This is a genomic window from Rhodospirillaceae bacterium, from assembly GCA_028819475.1.
GTDB lineage: Bacteria > Pseudomonadota > Alphaproteobacteria > Bin65 > Bin65 > Bin65.
Genome location: JAPPLJ010000021.1, coordinates 14,969 through 35,490 on the forward strand (window position 1 = coordinate 14,969; position 20,522 = coordinate 35,490).

At 67.1% G+C, this 20,522-nt stretch carries 22 protein-coding genes and 1 other RNA gene; 8 read left to right on the plus strand and 15 right to left on the minus strand.

Annotated elements, in window-relative coordinates:
• Window positions 1-370: 370 nt before the first annotated feature.
• The gene (locus OXM58_05040; GenBank protein ID MDE0147716.1) at window positions 371-1,390 is read right to left on the minus strand and encodes an MBL fold metallo-hydrolase; all 1,020 of its coding nucleotides are present in this window, start codon (window positions 1,388-1,390) and stop codon (window positions 371-373) included.
• Between the two features lie 209 nt (window positions 1,391-1,599).
• Between OXM58_05040 and OXM58_05045 the strand changes: the two genes are divergently transcribed.
• Window positions 1,600-2,310: a cysteine hydrolase gene (locus OXM58_05045; GenBank protein MDE0147717.1), complete on the plus strand. Its 711-nt coding sequence runs from the start codon at window positions 1,600-1,602 to the stop codon at window positions 2,308-2,310.
• 13 nt (window positions 2,311-2,323) lie between these two features.
• A complete protein-coding gene (locus tag OXM58_05050; protein MDE0147718.1) occupies window positions 2,324-3,214 on the plus strand; it encodes an MBL fold metallo-hydrolase in 891 nt (296 codons plus the stop codon).
• A gap of 172 nt (window positions 3,215-3,386) precedes the next feature.
• Here OXM58_05050 and OXM58_05055 read toward each other — a convergent pair whose 3' ends face one another.
• The 7 genes from OXM58_05055 to thyX all read right to left on the minus strand — a co-directional run bounded on the left by OXM58_05055 (window position 3,387) and on the right by thyX (window position 7,717).
• Window positions 3,387-4,586, minus strand: coding sequence for an acetyl-CoA C-acyltransferase (locus OXM58_05055; GenBank protein MDE0147719.1), 1,200 nt, complete (start codon window positions 4,584-4,586; stop codon window positions 3,387-3,389).
• A gap of 26 nt (window positions 4,587-4,612) precedes the next feature.
• On the minus strand, window positions 4,613-4,777 hold the full coding sequence (locus OXM58_05060) for a hypothetical protein (protein MDE0147720.1): 165 nt from the start codon (window positions 4,775-4,777) through the stop codon (window positions 4,613-4,615).
• A 4-nt stretch (window positions 4,778-4,781) separates the two neighbouring features.
• Window positions 4,782-5,117 carry an AbrB/MazE/SpoVT family DNA-binding domain-containing protein gene (locus OXM58_05065; protein MDE0147721.1) on the minus strand — a complete coding sequence of 112 codons (336 nt, stop codon included), beginning with the start codon at window positions 5,115-5,117 and terminating at the stop codon, window positions 4,782-4,784.
• Window positions 5,118-5,183: 66 nt separating this feature from the next.
• A complete protein-coding gene (locus tag OXM58_05070) occupies window positions 5,184-5,570 on the minus strand; it encodes a type II toxin-antitoxin system VapC family toxin (GenBank protein ID MDE0147722.1) in 387 nt (128 codons plus the stop codon).
• 6 nt (window positions 5,571-5,576) lie between these two features.
• Complete coding sequence (locus tag OXM58_05075) at window positions 5,577-5,912, minus strand: AbrB/MazE/SpoVT family DNA-binding domain-containing protein (GenBank protein ID MDE0147723.1); 336 nt, start codon at window positions 5,910-5,912, stop codon at window positions 5,577-5,579.
• Between the two features lie 31 nt (window positions 5,913-5,943).
• Entirely contained in the window at window positions 5,944-6,651 is a 708-nt protein-coding gene (locus OXM58_05080) for a ribonuclease activity regulator RraA (GenBank protein ID MDE0147724.1), read from the minus strand.
• A 97-nt stretch (window positions 6,652-6,748) separates the two neighbouring features.
• Window positions 6,749-7,717: an FAD-dependent thymidylate synthase gene (thyX, locus tag OXM58_05085; GenBank protein ID MDE0147725.1), complete on the minus strand. Its 969-nt coding sequence runs from the start codon at window positions 7,715-7,717 to the stop codon at window positions 6,749-6,751.
• 81 nt (window positions 7,718-7,798) lie between these two features.
• Here thyX and ssrA point away from each other — a divergent pair.
• From ssrA to OXM58_05100, 3 genes are all read left to right on the plus strand, one after another.
• Window positions 7,799-8,160: a transfer-messenger RNA gene (ssrA, locus tag OXM58_05090) on the plus strand.
• 97 nt (window positions 8,161-8,257) lie between these two features.
• The gene (locus OXM58_05095; protein MDE0147726.1) at window positions 8,258-8,794 is read left to right on the plus strand and encodes a ClpXP protease specificity-enhancing factor SspB; all 537 of its coding nucleotides are present in this window, start codon (window positions 8,258-8,260) and stop codon (window positions 8,792-8,794) included.
• Window positions 8,791-9,414, plus strand: a complete 624-nt coding sequence (locus OXM58_05100; protein MDE0147727.1) for an alpha/beta hydrolase — start codon at window positions 8,791-8,793, stop codon at window positions 9,412-9,414. The genes OXM58_05095 and OXM58_05100 overlap by 4 nt, the downstream gene beginning before the upstream one ends.
• Window positions 9,415-9,485: 71 nt before the next feature.
• Here the strand turns inward: OXM58_05100 and OXM58_05105 are convergent, their stop codons facing one another.
• Complete coding sequence (locus OXM58_05105; protein ID MDE0147728.1) at window positions 9,486-10,490, minus strand: ornithine cyclodeaminase family protein; 1,005 nt, start codon at window positions 10,488-10,490, stop codon at window positions 9,486-9,488.
• 132 nt (window positions 10,491-10,622) lie between these two features.
• Here OXM58_05105 and OXM58_05110 point away from each other — a divergent pair, with 132 nt between their 5' ends.
• Genes OXM58_05110 through OXM58_05120 form a run of 3 tightly spaced genes read left to right on the plus strand, consistent with a single transcriptional unit; the run spans window position 10,623 to window position 13,547 of the window.
• Window positions 10,623-11,594, plus strand: coding sequence for a tripartite tricarboxylate transporter substrate binding protein (locus OXM58_05110; protein ID MDE0147729.1), 972 nt, complete (start codon window positions 10,623-10,625; stop codon window positions 11,592-11,594).
• 43 nt (window positions 11,595-11,637) lie between these two features.
• Entirely contained in the window at window positions 11,638-12,078 is a 441-nt protein-coding gene (locus OXM58_05115) for a tripartite tricarboxylate transporter TctB family protein (protein ID MDE0147730.1), read from the plus strand.
• Entirely contained in the window at window positions 12,069-13,547 is a 1,479-nt protein-coding gene (locus OXM58_05120; GenBank protein MDE0147731.1) for a tripartite tricarboxylate transporter permease, read from the plus strand. Before OXM58_05115 ends, OXM58_05120 begins: the two co-directional genes overlap by 10 nt.
• Before the next feature lie 6 nt (window positions 13,548-13,553).
• Here the strand turns inward: OXM58_05120 and OXM58_05125 are convergent, their stop codons facing one another.
• The 6 genes from OXM58_05125 to OXM58_05150 form a co-directional block, all read right to left on the minus strand.
• Window positions 13,554-15,299 (minus strand): dihydroxy-acid dehydratase, encoded by a 1,746-nt coding sequence (locus OXM58_05125; protein ID MDE0147732.1) that lies wholly within the window; start codon window positions 15,297-15,299, stop codon window positions 13,554-13,556.
• Between the two features lie 53 nt (window positions 15,300-15,352).
• A complete protein-coding gene (locus OXM58_05130; GenBank protein MDE0147733.1) occupies window positions 15,353-16,060 on the minus strand; it encodes an ABC transporter ATP-binding protein in 708 nt (235 codons plus the stop codon).
• On the minus strand, window positions 16,050-16,874 hold the full coding sequence (locus OXM58_05135) for an ABC transporter ATP-binding protein (protein ID MDE0147734.1): 825 nt from the start codon (window positions 16,872-16,874) through the stop codon (window positions 16,050-16,052). The genes OXM58_05130 and OXM58_05135 overlap by 11 nt, the downstream gene beginning before the upstream one ends.
• Window positions 16,871-17,929 (minus strand): branched-chain amino acid ABC transporter permease, encoded by a 1,059-nt coding sequence (locus OXM58_05140; GenBank protein MDE0147735.1) that lies wholly within the window; start codon window positions 17,927-17,929, stop codon window positions 16,871-16,873. Before OXM58_05140 ends, OXM58_05135 begins: the two co-directional genes overlap by 4 nt.
• Complete coding sequence (locus tag OXM58_05145) at window positions 17,922-18,785, minus strand: branched-chain amino acid ABC transporter permease (GenBank protein MDE0147736.1); 864 nt, start codon at window positions 18,783-18,785, stop codon at window positions 17,922-17,924. Before OXM58_05145 ends, OXM58_05140 begins: the two co-directional genes overlap by 8 nt.
• A 110-nt stretch (window positions 18,786-18,895) precedes the next feature.
• Window positions 18,896-20,200: an ABC transporter substrate-binding protein gene (locus OXM58_05150; protein MDE0147737.1), complete on the minus strand. Its 1,305-nt coding sequence runs from the start codon at window positions 20,198-20,200 to the stop codon at window positions 18,896-18,898.
• Window positions 20,201-20,522 lie beyond the last annotated feature (322 nt).

Here is a 20,522-nt window from a genome sequence, read left to right on the forward strand (position 1 = left end):
GTCGAATTCGTTCTCGCAGCCGGAAACGGTCAGCTTCAAAAAAATGAAGGCTGCTGTCGCCTGTTGCTACGGCCCGACACGAAGCGGCGAAAGTGGGCGAATTAATCGATTATTCGTTCTCCCGTGCGCAGATGTTACCGGCCACGCGACCATCTGGCAAGAAAATGTCATGTAAGGGCGCGAAAGGAGTTGTTTGAACCGATACGGCCGTCAGGCTGCGGCGCGACCTGCCGGAAAGTTCGATTGCAGCAGCGGAGAACGGAAGCAAGGCCGGGTGTGTCGGGACGCAGCGAGCCGCAGCGCGGCTTGCCCGCGGGCGCAGCGATCGGGCCCGGCGCATGCAGGACGGCGCCGGAGCCGATGTCGGGGATCAAACGCCGAATGAAATCCTGGTGCCGAGGAAGGAGCGCACAAGCCGCTCCGGCATGCGCCGGCGCATCGCTTCGATGAAAGGCTCTCCGGTGCAGTGCATCGGGACGACGACATCCGGCTCGAGCTTCTCCAGTTCGTCGATGGTGAATTCGATGTAGTCCGGCTTCGCCAGGCCGAGATGGAAACCGCCGATCACGGCGTGAAGCTTGTCGGTGCCGGCAACCGCCATCGCGGTCCGGACCGAGTTCACGATGCCGGCATGGCCGCAGGACGAAATGACGACCAGTCCGCGCCCGCGGACCAGATAGCAGGTCGCGTGCTCCTCCGGGTGGCTGTCGAACACCAGCTCCCCGCGGCGTTCGGCTTCGCTGAAATGGTCGGGAACTTCCAGTTTGGTGCCGCCGGTGACCTCCTCGAAGGAATTGCGCTCGATGTAGCCGGTGGTGAAGGCGCCGGCGAGCGCTCGGGGGCCGTCGCAACACACCGGCGCAACCTCGTGCGCGACCAGCGAGTCGCGGTCCGGCGCACCCCAGGGCAGCATCTCCGGCTCCTCGCCGGGAGGCGGTTGACCGGCCGGAACCCAGCGCACATGAAACGCTTCCTCCGCACCGACGTAGAGATTCAGGTCGTCGCCCATTTCGTTCCGGTGGCGCGCCACGAATCCCTCCAGACCGCCGTAGTGATCGCGATGCCCGTGGCTCAGGATCAGGCCGGTCAGCCGCGCCGGATCGATGTTCAGCAGCGCGAAATTCCGGTTCAGGATCTCCGGCGTATAGCCGAAATCGAGCAGGTACGCGGCCTTGTGCCCGCCTGCCGTCGATTCGAGATGCAGCGAGAGGCCCCATTCGCCGGCGAGCGTCGTCATATGCTGTCCGGGGATCATCCCGACATGCTCGATGTGGACGTGCGGATGGTCGGCCTTCGGCAGAAAGAGCTCGTGGCGGGAGTCGACGACGACCCGCACCGACAGGTGATCGACCACCGGCGCTTCGAACGGAATATGCCTGTCCTGACTCATCGACCTTAACCCGCCGCTGCCGCAGGTACCCCGGACCTGCACGTCCTTATAGGCGGAATCGGACCGGGTCGATAGCGGGGAGTCCCCGAACCGGCCTCAGCCCAAGGGGACATGGATCCGCGAAGCGCCACGCTGGACAAGGCCGGCTTCCTGTGCACCCTTGCTTCGATGCCGGGAGCGAGCCGGCGGAGCCTGACCGGAAGGAAGGTATGCACAAGACCGAAATCCACCCGGACGCAGTCCGGCTCATCAGGATGCGGCGCGGCGGCAGGCTGCATGTGCGCGATACGCTGGATCCGGCGCGCACGGCCCTGGTCGTGGTCGACATGCAGACGGCGTTCCTGAAAGAGGGCCTGCCGTCGGAAGTGCCGATGGCGCGCGAGGTCGTTCCCAACATCAACCGCCTTGCGGCGTCCTTCCGTGCAGCCGGCGGGACGGTCGTCTGGGTCACCACCACGTTCGACGACAGGATCTTCACCGAATGGTCGTCCTTCTTGGGCGGCACCGCCAGCCCGGAGACCGCAAGACGGATCGCGGAGCAGCTCATGGACGGCGCCGAGGGCCATCCCCTGTGGCCGGACATGGCTGCCGAGGACGGCGACATGCGGGCGGTCAAGAACCGGTTCAGCGCCTTCATCCAGGGATCGTCGGACATCGAGGCGCAATTGCGCGCCAGCGGCATCGACACGCTGGCGATCACCGGCACGCTCACCAACGTCTGCTGCGAGGCGACGGCGCGCGACGCCATGATGCGAAACTTCCACGTCATCATGGTGGCGGACGGCAACGCGACCTATACCGACGCCATCCACAACGCCAGCCTGACCAGCATGTCGATCAGCTTCGCCGACATCATGACGACCGGCGAGGTGATCGGGGCCCTGACGGGTGCGGGCGCCGGCGCCGTGGCGGCGGAGTAGCCGGCGCCCGGACATGAAGACCCAGCTGATCGGCGACATCGTCATCGACCGGATCGTCGAGGCCGAGGGCGCCTTCGCCGATTTCGGTTTCATCCTGCCGGGCGCGACGCAGGACCTGGTCGACGCCAACGCCGACTGGCTGGCGCCCCGTTTTATTGCGCCGGACGGCAAGCTGATTATGGCCTTCCACGCGCTCGTCCTGCGCACGCCGCGCCAGACCATCCTGGTCGATTGCTGCGTCGGCAACGACAAGGACCGGCCGCTGCGCCCGACGTGGCACCGGCAGCAGACGCCGTTCCTCGACACGATGCGCGCCGCCGGCGTGGCGCCGGAAGAGATCGACATCGTGATGTGCACCCATCTGCACGCCGATCATGTCGGCTGGAACACGCAGCTGGTCGACGGCCGCTGGGTGCCGACCTTCCCGAAAGCGCGCTACGTCTTCGCGCGCCGGGAGTACGAGTTCTGGGAAGCCGAAGCCCGCCGCGCGAAGGCCGAAGGTATGCAGGAGCCGCCCAATCACGGCAGCTTCGACGACAGCGTCCTGCCGGTCATGGAGGCCGGACGGGCGGTGCTGGTCGAGGCCGACCACGAGCTGGATCGCGGCGTCTGGCTGGAGCCCGCCTTCGGCCACACGCCGGGCAACGTGAACGTCAACGTGCGCGGCGGCGGCCGTCACACCCTGCTGTGCGGAGACACCATGCACACGCCCCTGCAACTGTGCGACCCCGGCCTGTCGAGCGCCTTCTGCGAAGACCCGGCGATGTCGGCGCGCAGCCGCACGGCCATGATCGAACGGCTGGCCGAGACCGAATCGATCCTGCTCGCCGGGCATTTCCCGACCCCGGTCGCCGGCCGCATCGTGCGCCGCGGCGAGGCTTTCCGCCTCGATACCGGAGACTAATCGGGCAGCTGGCCACTCTTCGGCCTGCCCTCATAATCCTGCATCAGGCTGCCCCGGCCGTAGGTCTTGTCATCGATGCCCCGCTGGCGCAGCCACCGTCAGCAGGTCGCCGCGTCGATCGCGATCACCGGCTCGTCGAGCCTATATCAGGCTCGGCCGGCTTGCGCCGTGCTCAGTGCAGCCGCTCGATGGCGATCGCCGTCGCCTCGCCGCCGCCGATACACAGGGAGGCGACGCCGCGCTCGACGCCCTTCCGCTCCATCGCGTTCAGCAGGGTCACGATGATGCGCGCGCCCGAGGCGCCGATCGGGTGGCCGAGGGCGCAGGCGCCGCCATGGACGTTGACGATGTCGTGGGGCAGGCCATGCTCCTTCATCGCCGCCATCGTGACAACGGCGAATGCCTCGTTGACCTCGTAGAGACCGACGTCGGCCTTCGTCCAGCCGGCCTTTTCCAGCACCTTGTCGATGGCGCCGACCGGGGCGGTGGTGAACCAGGCGGGCTCCTGGGCGTGGGTCGCGTGGGCGACGATGCGCGCGCGGGGCGTCAGGCCGCGTTTCTCGGCCTCCGACTGCGTGGTCAGGACGAGGGCGGAAGCGCCGTCCGAGATCGAGGAGGAGTTGGCCGGCGTCACCGTGCCGTCCTTGCGGAAGGCGGGCCGCAGCTTCGGAATTTTCCCCAGATCGGCGTTGAAGGGCTGCTCGTCCTGGGTAACCGTGACCTCGCCCTTGCGGGTTCGCACGGTGACCGGCTCGGTCTCGCGGTCGAAGGAGCCGTCTTCGTTCGCCGCCCTGGCCCGCTTGAGCGACGTTATCGCGAAATCGTCCTGGGCCTCGCGGGTGAACTGGTAGTGCTGGGCCGTGTCCTCGGCGTAGGCGCCCATCAGGCGGCCGGGCTCGTAGGCGTCCTCCAGCCCGTCGAGGAACATGTGGTCCCAGACCTTGCCGTGGCCCATGCGCAGGCCGCCGCGGGCCTTGTCCATCAGATAGGGCGCGTTGGTCATGCTCTCGAGGCCGCCGGCGACCATCACCTCGTTGACGCCGGCCGCCAGCATGTCGTGGGCCAGCATGGTCGCCTTCATGCCGCTGCCGCACATCTTGTTGACGGTGGTGCAGCCGGCGTCCCACGGGATGCCGGCGCCGTGCGCCGCCTGGCGCGCCGGCGCCTGGCCCAGCCCGGCCGGCAGCACGCAGCCCATGATAACTTCGTCGACATCCTCACCGGCCACCCCGGCGCGCTTGAGTGCGCCTTCGATGGCGACGGCGCCCAGCGCTGTGGCCGTAATGTCCTTGAGCGTTCCCTGAAAGCTCCCCATCGGCGTGCGCGCACCGTCGACGATAACGACAGGGTCGGAAGCGGTTGCGGAGGTCATGGCAATCTCCTTGCTGGTGCGGGCGGCTATCGGAGCACGCGGATATCGACGCCGATATCGAGCTCGCGCCACATGGTATCGCAGGTGACGGCCGGTAGTTCCAGCTTTCCCGCCAGACACAGGCAAATCCGGTTGCCGAACATCATGGCCGGGACCGTCGACGAATCGGGAACGACCCGTTCGCCGCGCAACGGGTTATTCCGCAGCCCGGTCGACCGGCGTGTCGGCCTGCATCCATTCGGCGTCGCGGGCATTCTCGCGCGCCGCTTCCGCCCGCTTGTCGGCGAGGAACCGGTCGACGAGGTCGCCGGTCGGCGGGATCATCGCCCGGACCTGCGCCTGGAGCCGTTCGGCGCTGCGCGCGTAGGTTTCGATCCGCACCGTTCCGTCGTCCATAGTCAGCACAAGCGGCTCGCCCTCGGCGAAGCCCAGCGCTTCACAAACCGAAGCAGGGATGACGACGCGCCCGCCCGAGCCCATCGAAACGCGCCAGAAATCGCTTTCGTAGTCGCTGTTTTTCTTCTTCGCCATGCTTCTGAATTTACCTCAGATGGCTTCCGCGGCCAGTGTCAACGAGACCGGCCCCGTCCGACGGGGCTACCGAATCAGGCGGACATCAACATCGAGCGGCAGGTCCCGCCACGCCCGGTCGGCCGTGTAAACGGGCAACCTGAGCGTAAGCGCCAGGGCGAGACAGGCCCGGTCGCCGAACGACAGGCCAGCGTGTCGTGTCGATTCCCTCAGTCGCCCGGAGAGAAGCGCCTCTTCGCGCCGGAAAGGCTCGGATTTGCAATCCAGCGTCAAGAGCGCCGTTTCGGCATCGGCGCCGCTGATGCCCTTATTGACGAGTGAGGAGATGACTTCGGCCAGATTGACTGCCGACACGACGCTTGACGGCATAATCTCGGCCACAACGTCGGCACCCGTTTCGTCATTCAGCAGCGCAAGAACTGCCGAGGAATCGAGAACGAAATTCCTGGCCACCGGCGATTACTCGGCGGCAGCCTTGCTCGCCCGATTTCTCAAACGCCATTCGCGGGCTTCGGCTTCCTCCTGCGCGGCTTCCCGGCGACGGTCGGCTATCAATTCGTCAGCCAGGTTCACCCCTTCCGGGACATATTTCCGAACCAGCTCCTGAGCACGTTCGATAGCCATGGCGTGGGTATAGAGGCGCAATTCGCCGCCCTCCGAATAAAGGATAACTTCATCGCCGATTTCGATTTCGAGCGCTCGCCGGAGTTCGGCCGGTATCACCACACGCCCGCCGGGACCGACCCTTGTGCGATAGCGCTGAACACGTGACACAGGTTTTTCTTTTTTTGACATAAATTGGGTTTAGTGACATTTTTCAACAAAATCAATCCTGTTCCGATTTTGCGGCACGATACCGCGCCAGCGCCGCATCGTCCGGTGGGTACAGGCCCTTGACCGGTTCGCCGCGCTCGATTTCGGCGAGAATCCAAGCTTCCAGCGCTTCCTGCTCGGCGCCGTCTTCGGCAATTTCGGCGGCAAGCGCCTGCGGCAGCACCACGGCGCCGTCGTCGTCGGCAACGACGATGTCGTCCGGAAACACCGCGACGCCGCCACAGCCGATCGGCTCCTGCCAGCCGGCGAACCACAGGGCCGCGATGGACGGCGGCGCAGCGGCGCCATTGCACCAGACCGGAATGTCAACGGCACGAATGCCGGCGACATCCCGCATCGGGCCGTCGCTGACGATGCCGGCCACGCCGCGCCGCTTCATCCGGCCGGCCAGGATGTCACCCAGGGTTCCGGCGCCCTGCTCGCCCCGGCTGTCGATCACGGCGACTACGCCGGGCGGCATGGCCTCGATGGCGTCGCGCAGCGAATTCGGCGCGGCGTAGCTTTCCCGGGTCGAGACGTCCTCGCGGCCGGGAACGAACCGGAGAGTGAATGCCGGCCCGGCGAGCCGCGGCCCGCCCGGCTGCAGCGGCTTCGTCCCGGCCATCCAGCCGCGCCGGACGCCGCGTTTGAGGAGTTGCATCGTGAGCGTCGCGGTCGAGATGCCGCGCAGCGCGTCGATCAATGCCGGATCGGTCGCCATTATCTCTCCCTCTCCGGAAATCCGTCTTTCACCCGATCGGCCGCGATGTCCTCCGGGACCGGCGCAGGCGCCGGACCGGCGGAACAACGCAAGGCCCCTACCGCTCCAGCGCCGCCATCAGTTCGCGCCATTCGCGGGCGCTGAGGCCGCTGTCCGGTTGCGTCACCGCTTCGCCGGCGATCATCCGCCGGACCGCGGCGAGCGCCGGCGCCGACAGGCTGACCGCGCCCAGGCTGTAGTCGCGGAAGGCCTGCGCCGTGATCGGCACCCACCGCTCGGTCAGCGCCAGCATGACATCCGCATAGGCGCGAATTTCGTATTGCGCGTGCGCGTCGGCGCGCAGGCTGAGGAAATGCAGCAGGTTGTGCAGGTCGGTCTTCCAGTACCACTGGGTATAGACGCTGAGCGGCAGGTTCATGCGCGCCAGTTCGCGGGCGAGGCCCTGGCGGCCGGGATCGGCCGGCGCGCCGTCCGGCCCCTCGTTCAGCATTTCCTCGTAATGGTCGTAGCAGGCCGCCGCGTCGTCGCGCAGCAGTTGCAGCACCCGCGCCGCTTCCTCGCCTTCCAGCACGTCGCCCCTTCCCTGCCGGTTGGCCGCGGACTGCGCCGCAAGGTGCTCCGGCGCCGGGATGTAGAACTCGCGGTCGAGCACGGAATAGCGCGCCGAATATTCGTTCACGTTGGCGGTGCGGTGGCGGATCCACTGGCGCGCGACGAAGACCGGCAGCTTCACATGCAGCTTGATCTCGCACATCTCGAACGGCGTGGTGTGCCGGTGGCGCAGCAGGTATCGGATCAGGCCGGCATCGTTGCGCACCGACTTGGTGCCCCGGCCGTAGGACACCCGCGCCGCCTGCACGACCGCGGCGTCGTCGCCCATATAGTCGACCACCCGGACGAAGCCGTGATCGAGCACCGGGAAGGCGGTGTAGAGCACCTCCTCCAGCCCTGGAGCAACGACGCGCCGCGTCTCCGCCATGCGGGCGCGCGCCTCTTCGATCTCGGCGATCTGGTCAGCCGTGGCGTTGGCATTGGGGGGCGGCAGGCTGTCGGACTCGTTCGGCATTCTCGGCAATCGTTACGTTCGCATTGGATGGCGAAACTAGCGTTTCGGTCCCGCCGCGTCACCGGGTATCGCTGCCCCGTCCCTCTTTCAAAATTCGCCGCGAGGCCCTATCTTCGCAATGTCGCCTTCGGGCGACTATGGCGATAAACGGCGTGCGCAATAGCTGTTGCGGACCCGGGGGCAGTACCCGGCGCCTCCACCAGTTTCGCCGGGCCCCGGCGGTTTAGGGGCGGGTTTGCGTCCCGCGCGCCGCCGACGGCCCGGCTTCTCATGGGGGCGAAACAGGATCGACGTGCAGTAAAAGGTTCGCTTTTCGCCCGGCATTGTACCACCGTTATCGGGCTACCTTCACAAATGCTAACGACAACGATCGTTTGGCACTCGCTGCCTAGCTTCTAGGAAAGCGCGGCCCGGGGGGCGCCGGGCAACAGAAGCCCCCCACCGAACGCGGCCGGCGCCATTCCCCGCTTGCGGCATCTGCCCGGCGCTCCATAATGGGACAAAAGCCGCCGGGCGCGGCAGGGCAAGACGGCCGGGGCGATGGAGCCGGAACTCCTGCATTACGAGAAGATCGTCGAGGACGCGCTGCGCGGCGTCGTGCGCACCGCGCTGGAGCAGGTCGCGACCTTCGGCCTGCCTGAAGGCCATGGGCTCTACATCACTTTCCTCACGGCCGGCCCGGGCGTCGACATCCCCGAGCGTCTGGCGCGGACCTATCCGGAGGAGATGACCATCGTTCTGGAGCACCAGTTCTGGAACCTGGAAGTCGGCGAGGCGTTGTTCTCCGTCGAACTCAGCTTCAACCGGCGGCAGGAACGGCTGGAAGTGCCGTTCGACTGCGTCACGTCCTTCGCCGATCCCTCCGTGCCCTTCGGCCTGAAATTCGAGCTGACCGCCGATGCCGAAACGGCGGAGGAGGACGAAGCCGGCGCCGGGCCGGGCGACGCCCCGCCGGCGGCGAGCAACGAAGACGCCGGGGGCGGCCCCGAAGCGGACGGGCCGGCGGACGAAGCAGCGGACGGGGCGGCGCAGACCGGCGAAGTCGTGAACCTGGATTCCTTCCGCAAGAAGCGGTGAGCGTTCGGACCCTGACGGACGGCCCGGACGGCGCGCCGCTCACCCTGATCCTCGCCCACGGCGCCGGCGCCCCGATGGACAGCCCCTTCATGGACCGGATCGCCGAAGGTGTGGCCGCCGCCGGTTGGCGCGTCGTCCGGTTCGAATTTCCCTACATGGCGGCGCGGCGCGCGACCGGTGCGAAGAAGCCGCCGGACCGGGAACCCGTGCTGACCGGGACTTGGCGAAGCGTCATCGCCGATCTCGGGGCGGATACGCTCGTCATCGGCGGCAAGAGCCTGGGCGGCCGGATGGCGAGCATGATAGCCGATGAAGCCGGGGTGCGCGGGCTGGTCTGCCTCGGCTATCCCTTCCATCCGCCCGGCCGGCCGGACAGGCTGCGCACGGCGCATCTGGAAACGCTGGCAACGCCGGCGCTGATCCTGCAGGGCGAACGCGACCCGCTCGGCCGCGCCGACGAGGTGCCCTGCTATACTCTCTCCGAAACCATTTCGCTCGCCTGGCTGCCCGACGGCGACCACAGTTTCAAGCCGCGCAAGGCCTCCGGCCATACCGAGGAAAGCAACCTTGCACTGGCGGTGGAGCGGATTTGCGGATTTCTGGACGCGCTGGCGGCGTGAGGCCGCCGGGCTGCCGGCCCGACCGGTATTGCAGTACCGACCCGATAGCGGAGCCGTGCCGACAGCGGCGATCAAGCGAAGGGCAGCGTCGCGCCGATGCCCATCCGTTCCGCCTTTTCCAGCATGGCGGCGCCGAGGGCGATATCGCTCAGGCTCAGGCCGCGGTGCCAGAACAGGTTGGTCTCGCCGTCGCTTTCGCGCCCGGGTTTCAGGCCGGCGACAATCTCGCCCATTTCGGCGTGCAGCGTCTCTTCGGTCAGCCTGCCCTCGTCGACATGGCGGCGCAGCGACCCGAAAGGCTTGCCCGGCTTGCACTGGCCCCAGTCGTCGACCACGATCTTGTCCATGATGTCGGTGAGCGAGAGCTCGACGCTGCTCATCGTGCCGTAGGGGACGACGAAGGCGCCCTTCCTCACCCATTCCGTCAGGAACAGGGGCTCAGGCTCCGGCAGGCGCGACGCCTCGACCAGGATGTCGGCGCCGTCGAGGCAGTCCTTCCAGTTGTCGGTGACGATCACCGTCTTGCCCAGGTCTTCGCTCAGCCGGGCGCCGAAGGCCTCGCGGCTCTCCGGGCGGCGGGAATGGACGCGGATCTCGTCGAAATCGAACAGGTGGTCGAGCAGCCGGACGTTCCAGTAGGCGGTGCCGCGCGCCCCGATATGGCCGAGGCTCCGGCAATCTCGGCGCGCCAGGTACTTCGCGCCGATCGCCGTCATTGCGCCGGTGCGCATCTCGGTGATCGCCGTTGCGTCGACGATGGCCCGCGGCATGCCGGTTTCGGGATCGAACAGGCACAGGATCGCCATCTCCGACGGCAGGCCCTGTTTGTAGTTGTCGACGAAATCGCCGACCATCTTGAAGCCGGCAAAGCCCAAGGGCTTGATATAGCCGCGCAGCAGGTTGAAATGGCCCTTGTCGGACGATTCGGGCACCAGATGGACGCGCGGTTCGAGGACAGTCTCGCCGTTGCCCTGGGCGCGCAGGCCGGATTCGACCGCGGCGATGATCTCGTCCTCGGTCATGGCGAGGGCGTCGACGTCCCTGCCGTTGAGATAGGAAATGGAGATGTCGGGCATGAGCCTTCCCTGCCGCCGTTGACCGCTTCCGATGATAGAAATACGTTTCCGTCAAGTCCATGCAGGCCGCGCCGTATCCGGCTCGCCGGATTCCGGGGCCGGGCACGGGCCGGAAATCGGGAGGAAAAGGTTATGAAATTATCGTTATCGCTTACGCGCCCGTTCGCTGTTGCGGCCGGCATTGCAGCGGTTTCCATCGCCGCACCCGCCATCGCGGAATATCCGGAAAAACCCGTCAAGATCGTCGTGCCGTTCGGCGCCGGCGATTCGCTCGACGGCACCGCCCGGGTGATCGCCGAGCAGCTCAAGAAGGAGCTGAAGGTGCCCTTCGTGGTGCAGAACATCCCGGGCGCCGGCGGCGGCAAGGGCACCGCCGAAGCCAACAAGGCGAAAGGCGACGGCTATACGCTCCTGATGGGCTCGACCGGCGCGCTGACGGCCCGGCCGCTGATCTCGAAACCGGGCTACGTCACGAGCGATTTCGTCCCGCTGGCCCAGCTCGTAGAGGTGCCGATCGGCCTCGCCGTCAAGGCGGACAGCCCGTTCAAATCGGTGAAGGACATCGTCGCGGCGGCCAAGGCCAAGCCCGGCGGCGTCAAGTACGCCACGCCCGGCCCCGGCGCGACCCAGCACATCAACATGGAGATCTTCGCCAAGGCCCAGGGCATCAAGATGAAGCATATCGGCGGCCGGGGCGGCAAGGGCGCGGTCACCAAGACCCTGTCGGGCGAGGTCGATTTCGTGTTCGTCGGCGCGCCGAACTACACCGGGCTCGCCAGAGGCGGCAAGCTGCGGGTGATCGGTATCGCGGCGGACAAGCGCGTGCCCTACTTCCCGGACGTGCCGACCTTCAAGGAGCAGGGCTACGACTTCACGGTCGCCGTGTGGTTCGGCCTGCTGACCCGCAAGGGCACGCCAGCGGCCGTGGTGAGCAAGCTGCGCGCGGTCGTGAAGAAGGTCGCCAACCAGGCTTCGACCTCGGCGCTGTACAAGAAGTTCAACTTCAACGAGGCATTTCTCGACGGCGAGGGATTCCAGAAGCGCATCGACGCCAACGTCGCGAAGCACCGGGTCGTGCTCAAGGATATCGGCCTGATCAAGTAAGCGGGCTCCGGGTCCGGTCCGTCCCCAAGCCCGGGGAGGGCGCGTGCCGAAACGGGCGGACCGGATCGTCGGGCTGGCGGTCGTGGCGCTGGGCCTTGCCCTGGCGCTGCTGGTCGCCGGCATCGAGATCAACGAACGGCAATCGACCCTCTCGGCGCGCTTCTTTCCCGGCCTGCTGGCCGGCGTACTGGTGCTGCTCGGCGGCCTGCTGGCGCTGCGGCCGGGCGATCTCGGCACGGCAGATGTGCTGTCCGGGCTGATGCGGCGGCGCGGCCTGATGATGGCCGCCCTGTTCCTGCTCTACTGCCTGACCTTCCGCTATGTCGATTTCCGGCTCGGGACCTGGGCGTTCACAATCCTGTCGCTGTGGATTCTGGGCTCACGCCGGCCGCTTGAACTGGCCCTGATCCCGGTCGCGGTCTCGGCCGCGGTGTATGCCGTATTCCGCTACGGATTCACCGTGCTGCTGCCGACATGGATCTGATCTCCTTCTCCGCGATCGGCACTGCCCTCGGCGCAATCGCCGATCCGATGATCCTGCTCTGGATCCTGATCGGGGTCGTCGTCGGCCTGATCTTCGGCGCGGCGCCGGGCCTGACGGCGACCGCCGGTGTCGCCATCGCGACCCCGCTGACCTTCGGCGCCTCCTTCGAGGTCGCCATGGCCCTCCTGCTCGGCATCTATTGCGGCGGCTATTTCGCCGGCTCGATCCCCGCCATCCTGATCAACACGCCGGGCGCGCCGGGCAACGCGGCAACCGCGCTCGACGGTTACCGCATGGCGCGCCGCGGCAACGCCGATCTGGCGATCAGCCTGTCGGTGGTCTCATCCTTCATCGGCGGTTTCGTCTCGATACTCGTGCTGATGCTGGCGGCGCCGAACCTGGCCAATTTTGCGCTCGAATTCACTTCGGTCGAATATTTCGCCCTCGGCACCTTCGGGCTGGTCTGCGTCGCCGCAGTCTCCGGCGGCTCGCTGCTGAAAGGCATGATCGCCGCTGCGCTCGGCATGCTGCTCGGCTGCAGCGGCATCGACCCGGTCGGCGGCATGACGCGGCTGACCTTCGGCGACCCGAACCTGCTCGGCGGCGTGCCGCTCATGCCGGCGCTGATCGCCTTTTTCGCGGTCTCGGAAATGCTGGTGCAGGCCGCGCGCAAGGACACGCTGGCCACCCTGCCGGCGCAGCGCCGGGTCGGCGCGGGCGAAGTGCTTTCGCACTATCTGCGCAACAAGTGGCTGACGCTGCGCAGCGCGTTCATCGGCACGGGCATCGGCATCCTGCCCGGCACCGGGCCGACCATCGCGGCCTGGATCGCCTACGGCGAATCGGCCCGTAGGAAGGCGCCGCAAGCGCAGGAAGAGGGCGATCCGCGCGGCGTCATTGCGGCGGAGACTGCGAACAACGCGGTCACGGGCGGCGCGCTCATCCCGCTGCTCACGCTGGGCATTCCGGGCGATACGGTGACCGCGGTGCTGATCGGCGCCCTGCTGATCCAGGGCATCGATCCCGGCCCGTTCTTCATCGCCGAGAAGAGCGACCTGTTCGTGCAGATCCTGCTCATCCTGCTGTTCGCGAACATCTGCATCCTGGTCATCGGCCTCGGCACGCGGCGCTGGCTGCCGGCGATCCTGAAGCTGCCGCCGCGCATCCTCATTCCGGTCATCGGCGTGCTGTGCGCGACCGGCGCCTTCGCGATCAACAACACGACGTTCGAGGTCGGCCTGATGGCGGTACTCGGCCTCGCCGGCTATGTCCTGATCCGCTTCGGCTTCCCGATGGCGCCGGTCGTCCTCGGCCTCGTGCTCGGCCCGATGGTCGAGACCAACCTGCGCAACGCGCTCACCGCCAACGACATGGACGCAACGGTGTTTGTGACCCGGCCGATCGCCGCCCTGCTCCTCGCCGCCGCCGTCTTCACCATATTCTGGACCTGGCGGCGGCACCGCAAATAGGGCGCCCTACGCCTCCCACTCCCACTCGACCGCGCCGGAATGGGTGACGGCGCCCGTGTTGGCCTGGCCGACCAGCCGCGCGTATTTCTCCAGCGCGCCGCCGAGCCGGCGCGGGTCCGGCGCCTGCCAGGCGGCGCGGCGGGCGGCCAGTTCTTCCTCCGGGAGCAGGACGTTGATCGAGCGCTTTGCGGCGTCGATCTCGATGACGTCGCCGTCGCGGATCAGAGCGAGCGGGCCGCCGACCGCCGCTTCCGGCGCGGCGTAGCCGATGCACATGCCGCGGGTTGCGCCGGAGAAGCGCCCGTCGGTCAGCAGCGCCACCTTCTCGCCCCGGCCCTGGCCGTAGATCAGCGCCGTCGTGCCGAGCATCTCGCGCATGCCCGGGCCGCCGACCGGGCCTTCGTTGCGGATGACGATGACCTCACCGTCCTCGTAGGCCTGAGTCTGCACCGCGGCGTTGCAGCTCTCCTCTTCGTCGAACACCCGGGCCGGGCCCTTGAAATAAGTCGAGTTCAGCCCGGCCACCTTCAATAGCGCACCGTCCGGGCACAGGTTGCCCTTGAGCACGATCACGCCGCCGTCGGGTGAGCGTTCGTCGCCCTTGCGGCGGATGATCTCGCCGTCCGGGTCCGGGACGCCTTTGAGCGCGTCGGCCATCGTTTCGCCGGTGAAGGTCAGCGCCGCGCCGTCGAACAGGCCGCTTTCCATCAGCAGGCGGAAGACGACCGGCGCGCCGCCGATGCCGTGGACGTCCCTGGCGAGGAAGCGGCCGCCGGGCTGCAGGTCGGCGACGAGCGGCGTGCGGTCGAACACCTTCGCCACATCGTCCATGTCGAAGGAGATGCCGGCCTCGTTGGCGATGGCCGGCAGGTGCAGCGCCGCGTTCGTCGAACCGCCGGTCGCCGCGACCACCGCCGCGGCATTCTGCAGGCTCGTGCGGGTCACCAGGTCCCGCGGCAGCGGGCCGCCCTTTTCCAGCGCCGCCATGACGGCGTGGCCGGCGCGCCGGGCGATGCCCTGCCGCTCGGCGAACACCGCCGGGATCATCGACGAGCCGAGCGGCGCCAGGCCGAGCGCTTCGGAGACCATGCCCATGGTGTTGGCCGTGAACTGGCCCGGGCAGGCGCCGATGGTTGGCGCGCAGACCAGCTCCAGCGCGTTGACCTCCTCCTCCGGCACCGTGCCGACCAGCACACCGCCGACGCCCTCGTAGGCAGTCAGCACCGTCACGTCCTCGCCGCCGCGTGTGCCGGGCAGCATGGAGCCGCCGTAGATGAAGACCGACGGCACGTTGAGCCGCGCCATCGCCATCATCATGCCAGGCAGGGTCTTGTCGCAGCCGGCGAAGCAGACCAGCGCGTCGTAGGCGTGGCCGCGGACCACGGCCTCGACGCTGTCGGCGATGATCTCGCGCGACAGCAGCGAGAATTTCATGCCCTGGTGCTGCATCGAGATGCCGTCGGACACCGAAATGGTGCGGAATTCCCGCGGCGTGCCGCCGGCCTCGACGATACCGCGCCGGGCGTAATCGGCCTGGTTGGCGAGGCCCATGTTACAGGGCGTCATCTCGCCCTCGGTGGTGACGACGCCGACCATCGGCCGTGCGATCGCTTCGCTGTCCAGCCCCATCGCGCGCATGAAGGCGCGGTGGGCAACCCGGTCGAGGCCGTCGGTCGTGATGCGCGAACGCAGCCTGCGGTTCGCGCGGCGGCCGGATTCGGACGGCGCGGAGGCGTTCGGACCGTCGGGCATGGCGGGGCTCCCGGTGTGCGGAGCCCTACCCTAACGATGCCAATCCGCCGGCGCTACCCGCCGAGATAGGCGCGGCGGACGTGGTCGTTCTCGTGCAGGTCGCCGGCCGGGCCTTCCAGCGCGACGGCGCCGGTTTCGAGCACATAGGCGTACCGGGCCAGCAGCAGCGCCATCTCGGCATTCTGCTCGACCAGGACGACCGGCGTGCCCTGGGCGGAGATGTCGGTGACGATCCGCGCGATCTCCTGCACCATGACCGGCGACAGGCCCATCGACGGCTCGTCGAGCAGCAGCACCCGCGGCGCGCTCATCAGTGCCCGGCCGATCGCCAGCATCTGCTGCTCGCCGCCGGACATGGAGCGGGCCCACTGCTTGCGCCGCTCGGCGAGGCGCGGAAAGCGCCCGAAAACGTCGGCGAGCGAGGCCTCGACCGCCGCCCTGTCGGTGCGCAGGAAGGCGCCGGTGCGCAGGTTCTCCTCGACAGTCAGGTCCGGGAACACCCGCCGTCCCTCGGGAACGTGGGCAATGCCTCGGCGCACGATCTCTTCCGGCGGCCGGCCGTCGATGCGCGCGCCGTCGAAATGGATCTCGCCCCGTGTCAGCGGTTCGAGCCCGGAAATGGCGCGCAGGGTCGTCGTCTTGCCGGCGCCGTTCGCGCCGATGATGGTGACGATCCCGCCGGCCGGCACTGCCATCGTGACGCCCTTGAGCGCCGCGGTCTTCTGGTAGCGCACCTCGATATCGCGGATCTCAAGCAGCATCGCCCGCCCCGTTGCCCGCCCCGTTGCCCGTGGCAGAGCCGAGATAGGCTTCGATCACCGCAGGATCGTTGCGCACGTCGTCCGGCGCGCCCTCGACCAGCAGGGCGCCGAAATTCATCACCGTGATGATGTCGCACAGATTCATCACCGCCTGCATGTCGTGCTCGACAAGCATGACGGTGACGCCGCCGTCGCGGATGCGCCGGACGAGTTCCATCATGCGCCGGGTCTCCTCCGGGTTCATGCCGGTGAAGGGTTCGTCGAGCAGCAGCACCTTGGGCTCCGCCGCCAGCGCGACCGCCATGCCGAGCATGCGCTGATGGCCGTGCGGCAGGTTCGAGACCGGCTCGTCCGCCAACTCTTCCAGGCCGAAAAAGGCCAGGGCCTCCCGCGCGCTGGCATCGGCCTGCGCTTCCGACCCGCGGTCCGTGCCGAGCAGCCGTCTCAGGAAGCCCGCGCGGGTGCCGAGATGGCGGCCGACCCGGACATTGTCCAGAACGGAGAATTCCTGGAACAGCGTCGAGCCCTGGAAGGTCCGCACCAGCCCCATCTCGGCCAGCGCGCTGGTCTTGCGCCCGGAAATGTCCCGGCCGCGATAGAGCACCTGCCCGGACGTCGGCGCGTAGAAACCGCTGATCACGTTGAAGGTCGTGGTCTTGCCGGCGCCGTTCGGCCCGATCAGGCCGTGGATCGCGCCCTCGCGCACCGCGAAGCTGAAATCGTCGACCGCCACCAGGCCGCCGAACCGGCGGGTCAGCCCCCGCGCCTCCAGGATGGGCGCTTCCGGGATCGGCGGGTCGGCGGGCGCGTTCATGCCGCCTCTCCCCCCTCTCTCCCGGCGGCCGCGGCCGGCCCGCGCCGCCGGCGGTGCAGCCAGGCCCGCACCTTCGGCCCGAGGCTCTCAAGGCCATCCGGCAGATAGAGGACCGACAGGATCAGGATGGCGCCGTAGATCAGCGGCCGCGCCGTATCCAGGCCCAGGCCGCGCAGGACGATCTCGTTGATGACGGTCAAGACAATGACGCCGAGGATCGGGCCGTGGAAGGTCGCAGTCCCGCCGACGATGGCCCAGACCAGGACATAGACCATCTGGTCGACGCCGAAGCGGGTCGGGTTCACCGTGCCGACATAGTGGGCATAGAGGCCGCCGGCGATCCCGGCGAAGAATGAGGCGATGACGAAGGCCAGGGTCCGGTAGCGGAACGTGTCGACGCCGATCGACTCGGCCAGCCTGTCCTGCCAGTGGATCGCGTGGAAGGTCAGCCCGATGCGCGACCGTTCGATCCTGTAAAGAATGAACAACGATATGGAAACTATTATCAATGCTAGAAAATAATAATTGACCGGCTCGTAGAAATCGATCGACAGGAAACCGGTGTCTATATCGGGAAAGGCGTCGATGCGCTTAAGGCCCTTGGGGCCGCCGAAGGGGTCGGTAAAGCGTTTCCAGATCAGGCGGATGATCTCGCCGGCGGCGAAAGAGCCAATCAGGAAATAGAAGCCCTTCATCCGGAACAGCGGGAAGCTCAGGATTGCGGCGGTCCCCGCCGCCATGCAGCCGCCGATCAGCATGGAGAACGGCACCGGCACGCCGAGCCGCTTGGCGAGCAGCGCGCTGGCATAGGCCCCGACGCCCATGATCACGACATGGCCGAGCGACCATTCGCCGGTCAACGTCAGCAGCCGGTAGCTGGAGACCAGCAGCACGTTGATGACGAGGAGGACGGCGATTTCCTGCTGCGAATAGCTCAGCAGATAGGGCAGGACCGCCAACGCCGCGAACAGCAGCGCAAACCGCAGGCGCCAGACGATCCGCCCGGCCGGGCTGCCCGCACGGGATCCCGACAGGGCGACCGCCGGTTCAGGCACGTTCCCTGGCTCCGAACAGGCCGGTCGGCCGCACCACCAGCACGGCGAACATCAGCGCAAGTCCGACGATGTTGGCGATCACGCCGTCGAAGAAGGTGGTGACGAAGGTGTGGACGAAGGCGTAAAGCACGGCCGCGATCACCGCGCCCTCAAGGCTGCCGATTCCGCCGACGATGATGATGATAAAGGCGGTAACGATGATCGAGTGGCCGATATAGGGCGTCGGGCTGACGAGGGGCGCGGTCAGGGCCCCGGCAACGCCGGCAAGCCCGGCGCCGATGAACATGGCGATACGCGCGGTCTGGTTCATCGAAATGCCCTGGAGGGACGCGGCTTCGGCATCCTGGGCGCAGGCGCGCAATGCCCAGCCGAACTTCGAGCGCTTGAGGAAGGCCCACAGCGCAGCCAGCAGCAGGATGGCGGCGACGATCACGAACAGGCGCTGATAGGTCAGGATCGCGCCGAAAATCTCGATCTTGCCCTGGGTCGGCGGCGGGACATGGCCCATACGCCGGCCGAAGCCGAACACGACCAGGGTTTGCAGGATGAGAAGAAATCCGATCGACGCGATGAGGCCGCCCAGCGGATTCTTCCGCAGCGGGCGAAACAACCCGCGCTCCATCAGGAGGCCGACGGCCCCGACGAAGATCAGGCCCGCAGCGACCCCCACCAGGAAGGGAAACTTCTCCTGAGCGTAGAGGAACACGACGCAATAGGCGCCGGCCATATAAAGTTCGCCATGAGCGAAGTTGATCACGCCCATGACGCCGAAAATCATCACCAGCCCGACCGCGATCAGCGCCATATAGCTGGCGGCATACATGGCGTTGATGGCGGTCTGCCACAGCAGGTCCATCACCGGGCCTCGACGGCTGGGGCGAAAAAACGATGCCGGGGCCGGGAAAGGCCCGGCCCCGGCGGATTATACACGCACGGCAGAGGCGCCATGCGGATTGCGGCGATTTATCAGCGCTGATTCCACATCTGGCCCAGGGCCGTCATGTGCTTGATCATCAGCTTGCTGTGCTTCGCCCACCAGGCGGGAATCGACTTGAAGGCCTTGATCTTGGCCTTGCCGCCTTCGATCACCACGACGGGCCAGTTGCCGACCAGCGCGTTGTCGATGCCGAACAGCTCCTTGCCCCACCATTTGGCGTCGCCGAAGGCGTGTTTGCCGGTGCCGCCGGCCTTCATCGCCTTCAGGACGGGCCCCGGTTCGGCACTGCCCGCCTTGCCGGCGGCGTCGGCCCACAGGTCCATGATCGAAGCGTATTCCCAGGACACCGCGCTCCATTCCTTGGCGCCGTAGCGCTTGGAGTATTCGGCATAGAACTCGTTGGGATTGACGAAGTTCACTTCCTTGGCGTTGAGCGCCGGGTCGTCGAAATCCGGGAACTGGAAGACGAAGCCTTCCATGAAGTCCTTCGACGTCTTCTCGACGATCACCTGGTAGAAGTCGGCGGTGCAGGAAATGATCTGCCCCTTGTAGCCCTGCTGGAACGCCTGCTCGCACAGCGGGTGGACATAGTCGGCATAGCAGGTGTCCAGGCACAGGATGTCCGGCTTCTTGGCCAGCAGCTTGGTCATGACCGGCGCGAAGTCCGTCGTCGCCGGATCGAAGAACAGCGGCGCGTCGACCATCTTGATGCCGGCCGCCTCGAAGGCCGCCAGGTAGGTCGCCACCGAAGGCTTGCCCAGCGCATCGTCCTGGGCGCAGATCGCGGCCGTCTTCAGGTTCTTCTTGTTCTCCGCCAGCCATTCGACGCCGGTGACGTTGTAGATCGGATGCACCTCGCACGGCGCCACGAGCGTCTTCGTGTCCGGCGACAGATCGCTCGGCAGCAGCGTCGAGAACAGCATGCCTTCCCGCTCCGCGATCTTCTCCACGCCCGGCCAGGTGTCGCCGCCCAGCATCATGATGAACTTGACGCCGTCTTCCTTGATCAGCTTGGTCGCGCCGGTTTTCGCCTTGCCGGCATCGTATTCGTTGTCGTAGCCGACGAACTCGATCCTGTACGACTTGTCGCCGATTTTCACGCCGCCCTTGGCGTTGACCCAGTCAGCCCAGATCAGGCAGCCGTCGTAGCCGGGTTTGCCCCAGGCCGCGACCGGGCCGGTGAACGGCGCGAGGAAGCCGATCTTGATGGTGTGGCCGGCGGCAAAGGAAACCCGCGACAGGCCCGTGCCCGTCGCGGCCAGCGCAGCCCCCGACGCCGCCGTCGTCCCGAGGAATTTCCGCCTGCTCAATTTGCGGTCGAGTGTCTTTCGCATTGGACCTGCCTCCCATTATTCGCGGCGGCCGCCTCGGCATCCTAAACCGGGAGGCGCCGCCCATCGGCCGGTCGGAAGCCGGAAGGACACCGAACGGCCCGCAAGACCGCAACTGCAGAACAATCCTTGGGCGATTGAACCAATTCAGACCAATTAGTCCGGCTTGCTGTCCAAGCTTAATGCTGTTGCAGTCGATGCTACACAGCATGACAATTTAGGGGATGGATGCAAGAGAAATATGCATTATTGTGACTATCCTATCGGGCAGGCGATGCCGGGCCGGATTCCGGCGCCGGTAGAATCCGAGATTCAATTGGTGTAT

Excerpts from the sequence above, each read along its gene's own strand:
- OXM58_05130 (MDE0147733.1), bottom strand. The coding sequence starts at position 16,060 with ATGCTGCTTGAGATCCGCGATATCGAGGTGCGCTACCAGAAGACCGCG.
- OXM58_05145 (MDE0147736.1), bottom strand. The coding sequence starts at position 18,785 with ATGGACCTGCTGTGGCAGACCGCCATCAACGCCATGTATGCCGCCAGC.
- OXM58_05055 (MDE0147719.1), bottom strand. The coding sequence starts at position 4,586 with ATGACCTCCGCAACCGCTTCCGACCCTGTCGTTATCGTCGACGGTGCG.
- OXM58_05095 (MDE0147726.1), top strand. The coding sequence starts at position 8,258 with ATGGAGCCGGAACTCCTGCATTACGAGAAGATCGTCGAGGACGCGCTG.
- OXM58_05045 (MDE0147717.1), top strand. The coding sequence starts at position 1,600 with ATGCACAAGACCGAAATCCACCCGGACGCAGTCCGGCTCATCAGGATG.
- thyX (MDE0147725.1), bottom strand. The coding sequence starts at position 7,717 with ATGCCGAACGAGTCCGACAGCCTGCCGCCCCCCAATGCCAACGCCACG.
- OXM58_05080 (MDE0147724.1), bottom strand. The coding sequence starts at position 6,651 with ATGGCGACCGATCCGGCATTGATCGACGCGCTGCGCGGCATCTCGACC.
- OXM58_05125 (MDE0147732.1), bottom strand. The coding sequence starts at position 15,299 with ATGCCCGACGGTCCGAACGCCTCCGCGCCGTCCGAATCCGGCCGCCGC.
- OXM58_05135 (MDE0147734.1), bottom strand. The coding sequence starts at position 16,874 with ATGAACGCGCCCGCCGACCCGCCGATCCCGGAAGCGCCCATCCTGGAG.
- OXM58_05105 (MDE0147728.1), bottom strand. The coding sequence starts at position 10,490 with ATGCCCGACATCTCCATTTCCTATCTCAACGGCAGGGACGTCGACGCC.
- OXM58_05150 (MDE0147737.1), bottom strand. The coding sequence starts at position 20,200 with ATGCGAAAGACACTCGACCGCAAATTGAGCAGGCGGAAATTCCTCGGG.
- OXM58_05040 (MDE0147716.1), bottom strand. The coding sequence starts at position 1,390 with ATGAGTCAGGACAGGCATATTCCGTTCGAAGCGCCGGTGGTCGATCAC.
- OXM58_05065 (MDE0147721.1), bottom strand. The coding sequence starts at position 5,117 with ATGGCGAAGAAGAAAAACAGCGACTACGAAAGCGATTTCTGGCGCGTT.
- OXM58_05050 (MDE0147718.1), top strand. The coding sequence starts at position 2,324 with ATGAAGACCCAGCTGATCGGCGACATCGTCATCGACCGGATCGTCGAG.
- OXM58_05120 (MDE0147731.1), top strand. The coding sequence starts at position 12,069 with ATGGATCTGATCTCCTTCTCCGCGATCGGCACTGCCCTCGGCGCAATC.
- OXM58_05075 (MDE0147723.1), bottom strand. The coding sequence starts at position 5,912 with ATGTCAAAAAAAGAAAAACCTGTGTCACGTGTTCAGCGCTATCGCACA.
- OXM58_05110 (MDE0147729.1), top strand. The coding sequence starts at position 10,623 with ATGAAATTATCGTTATCGCTTACGCGCCCGTTCGCTGTTGCGGCCGGC.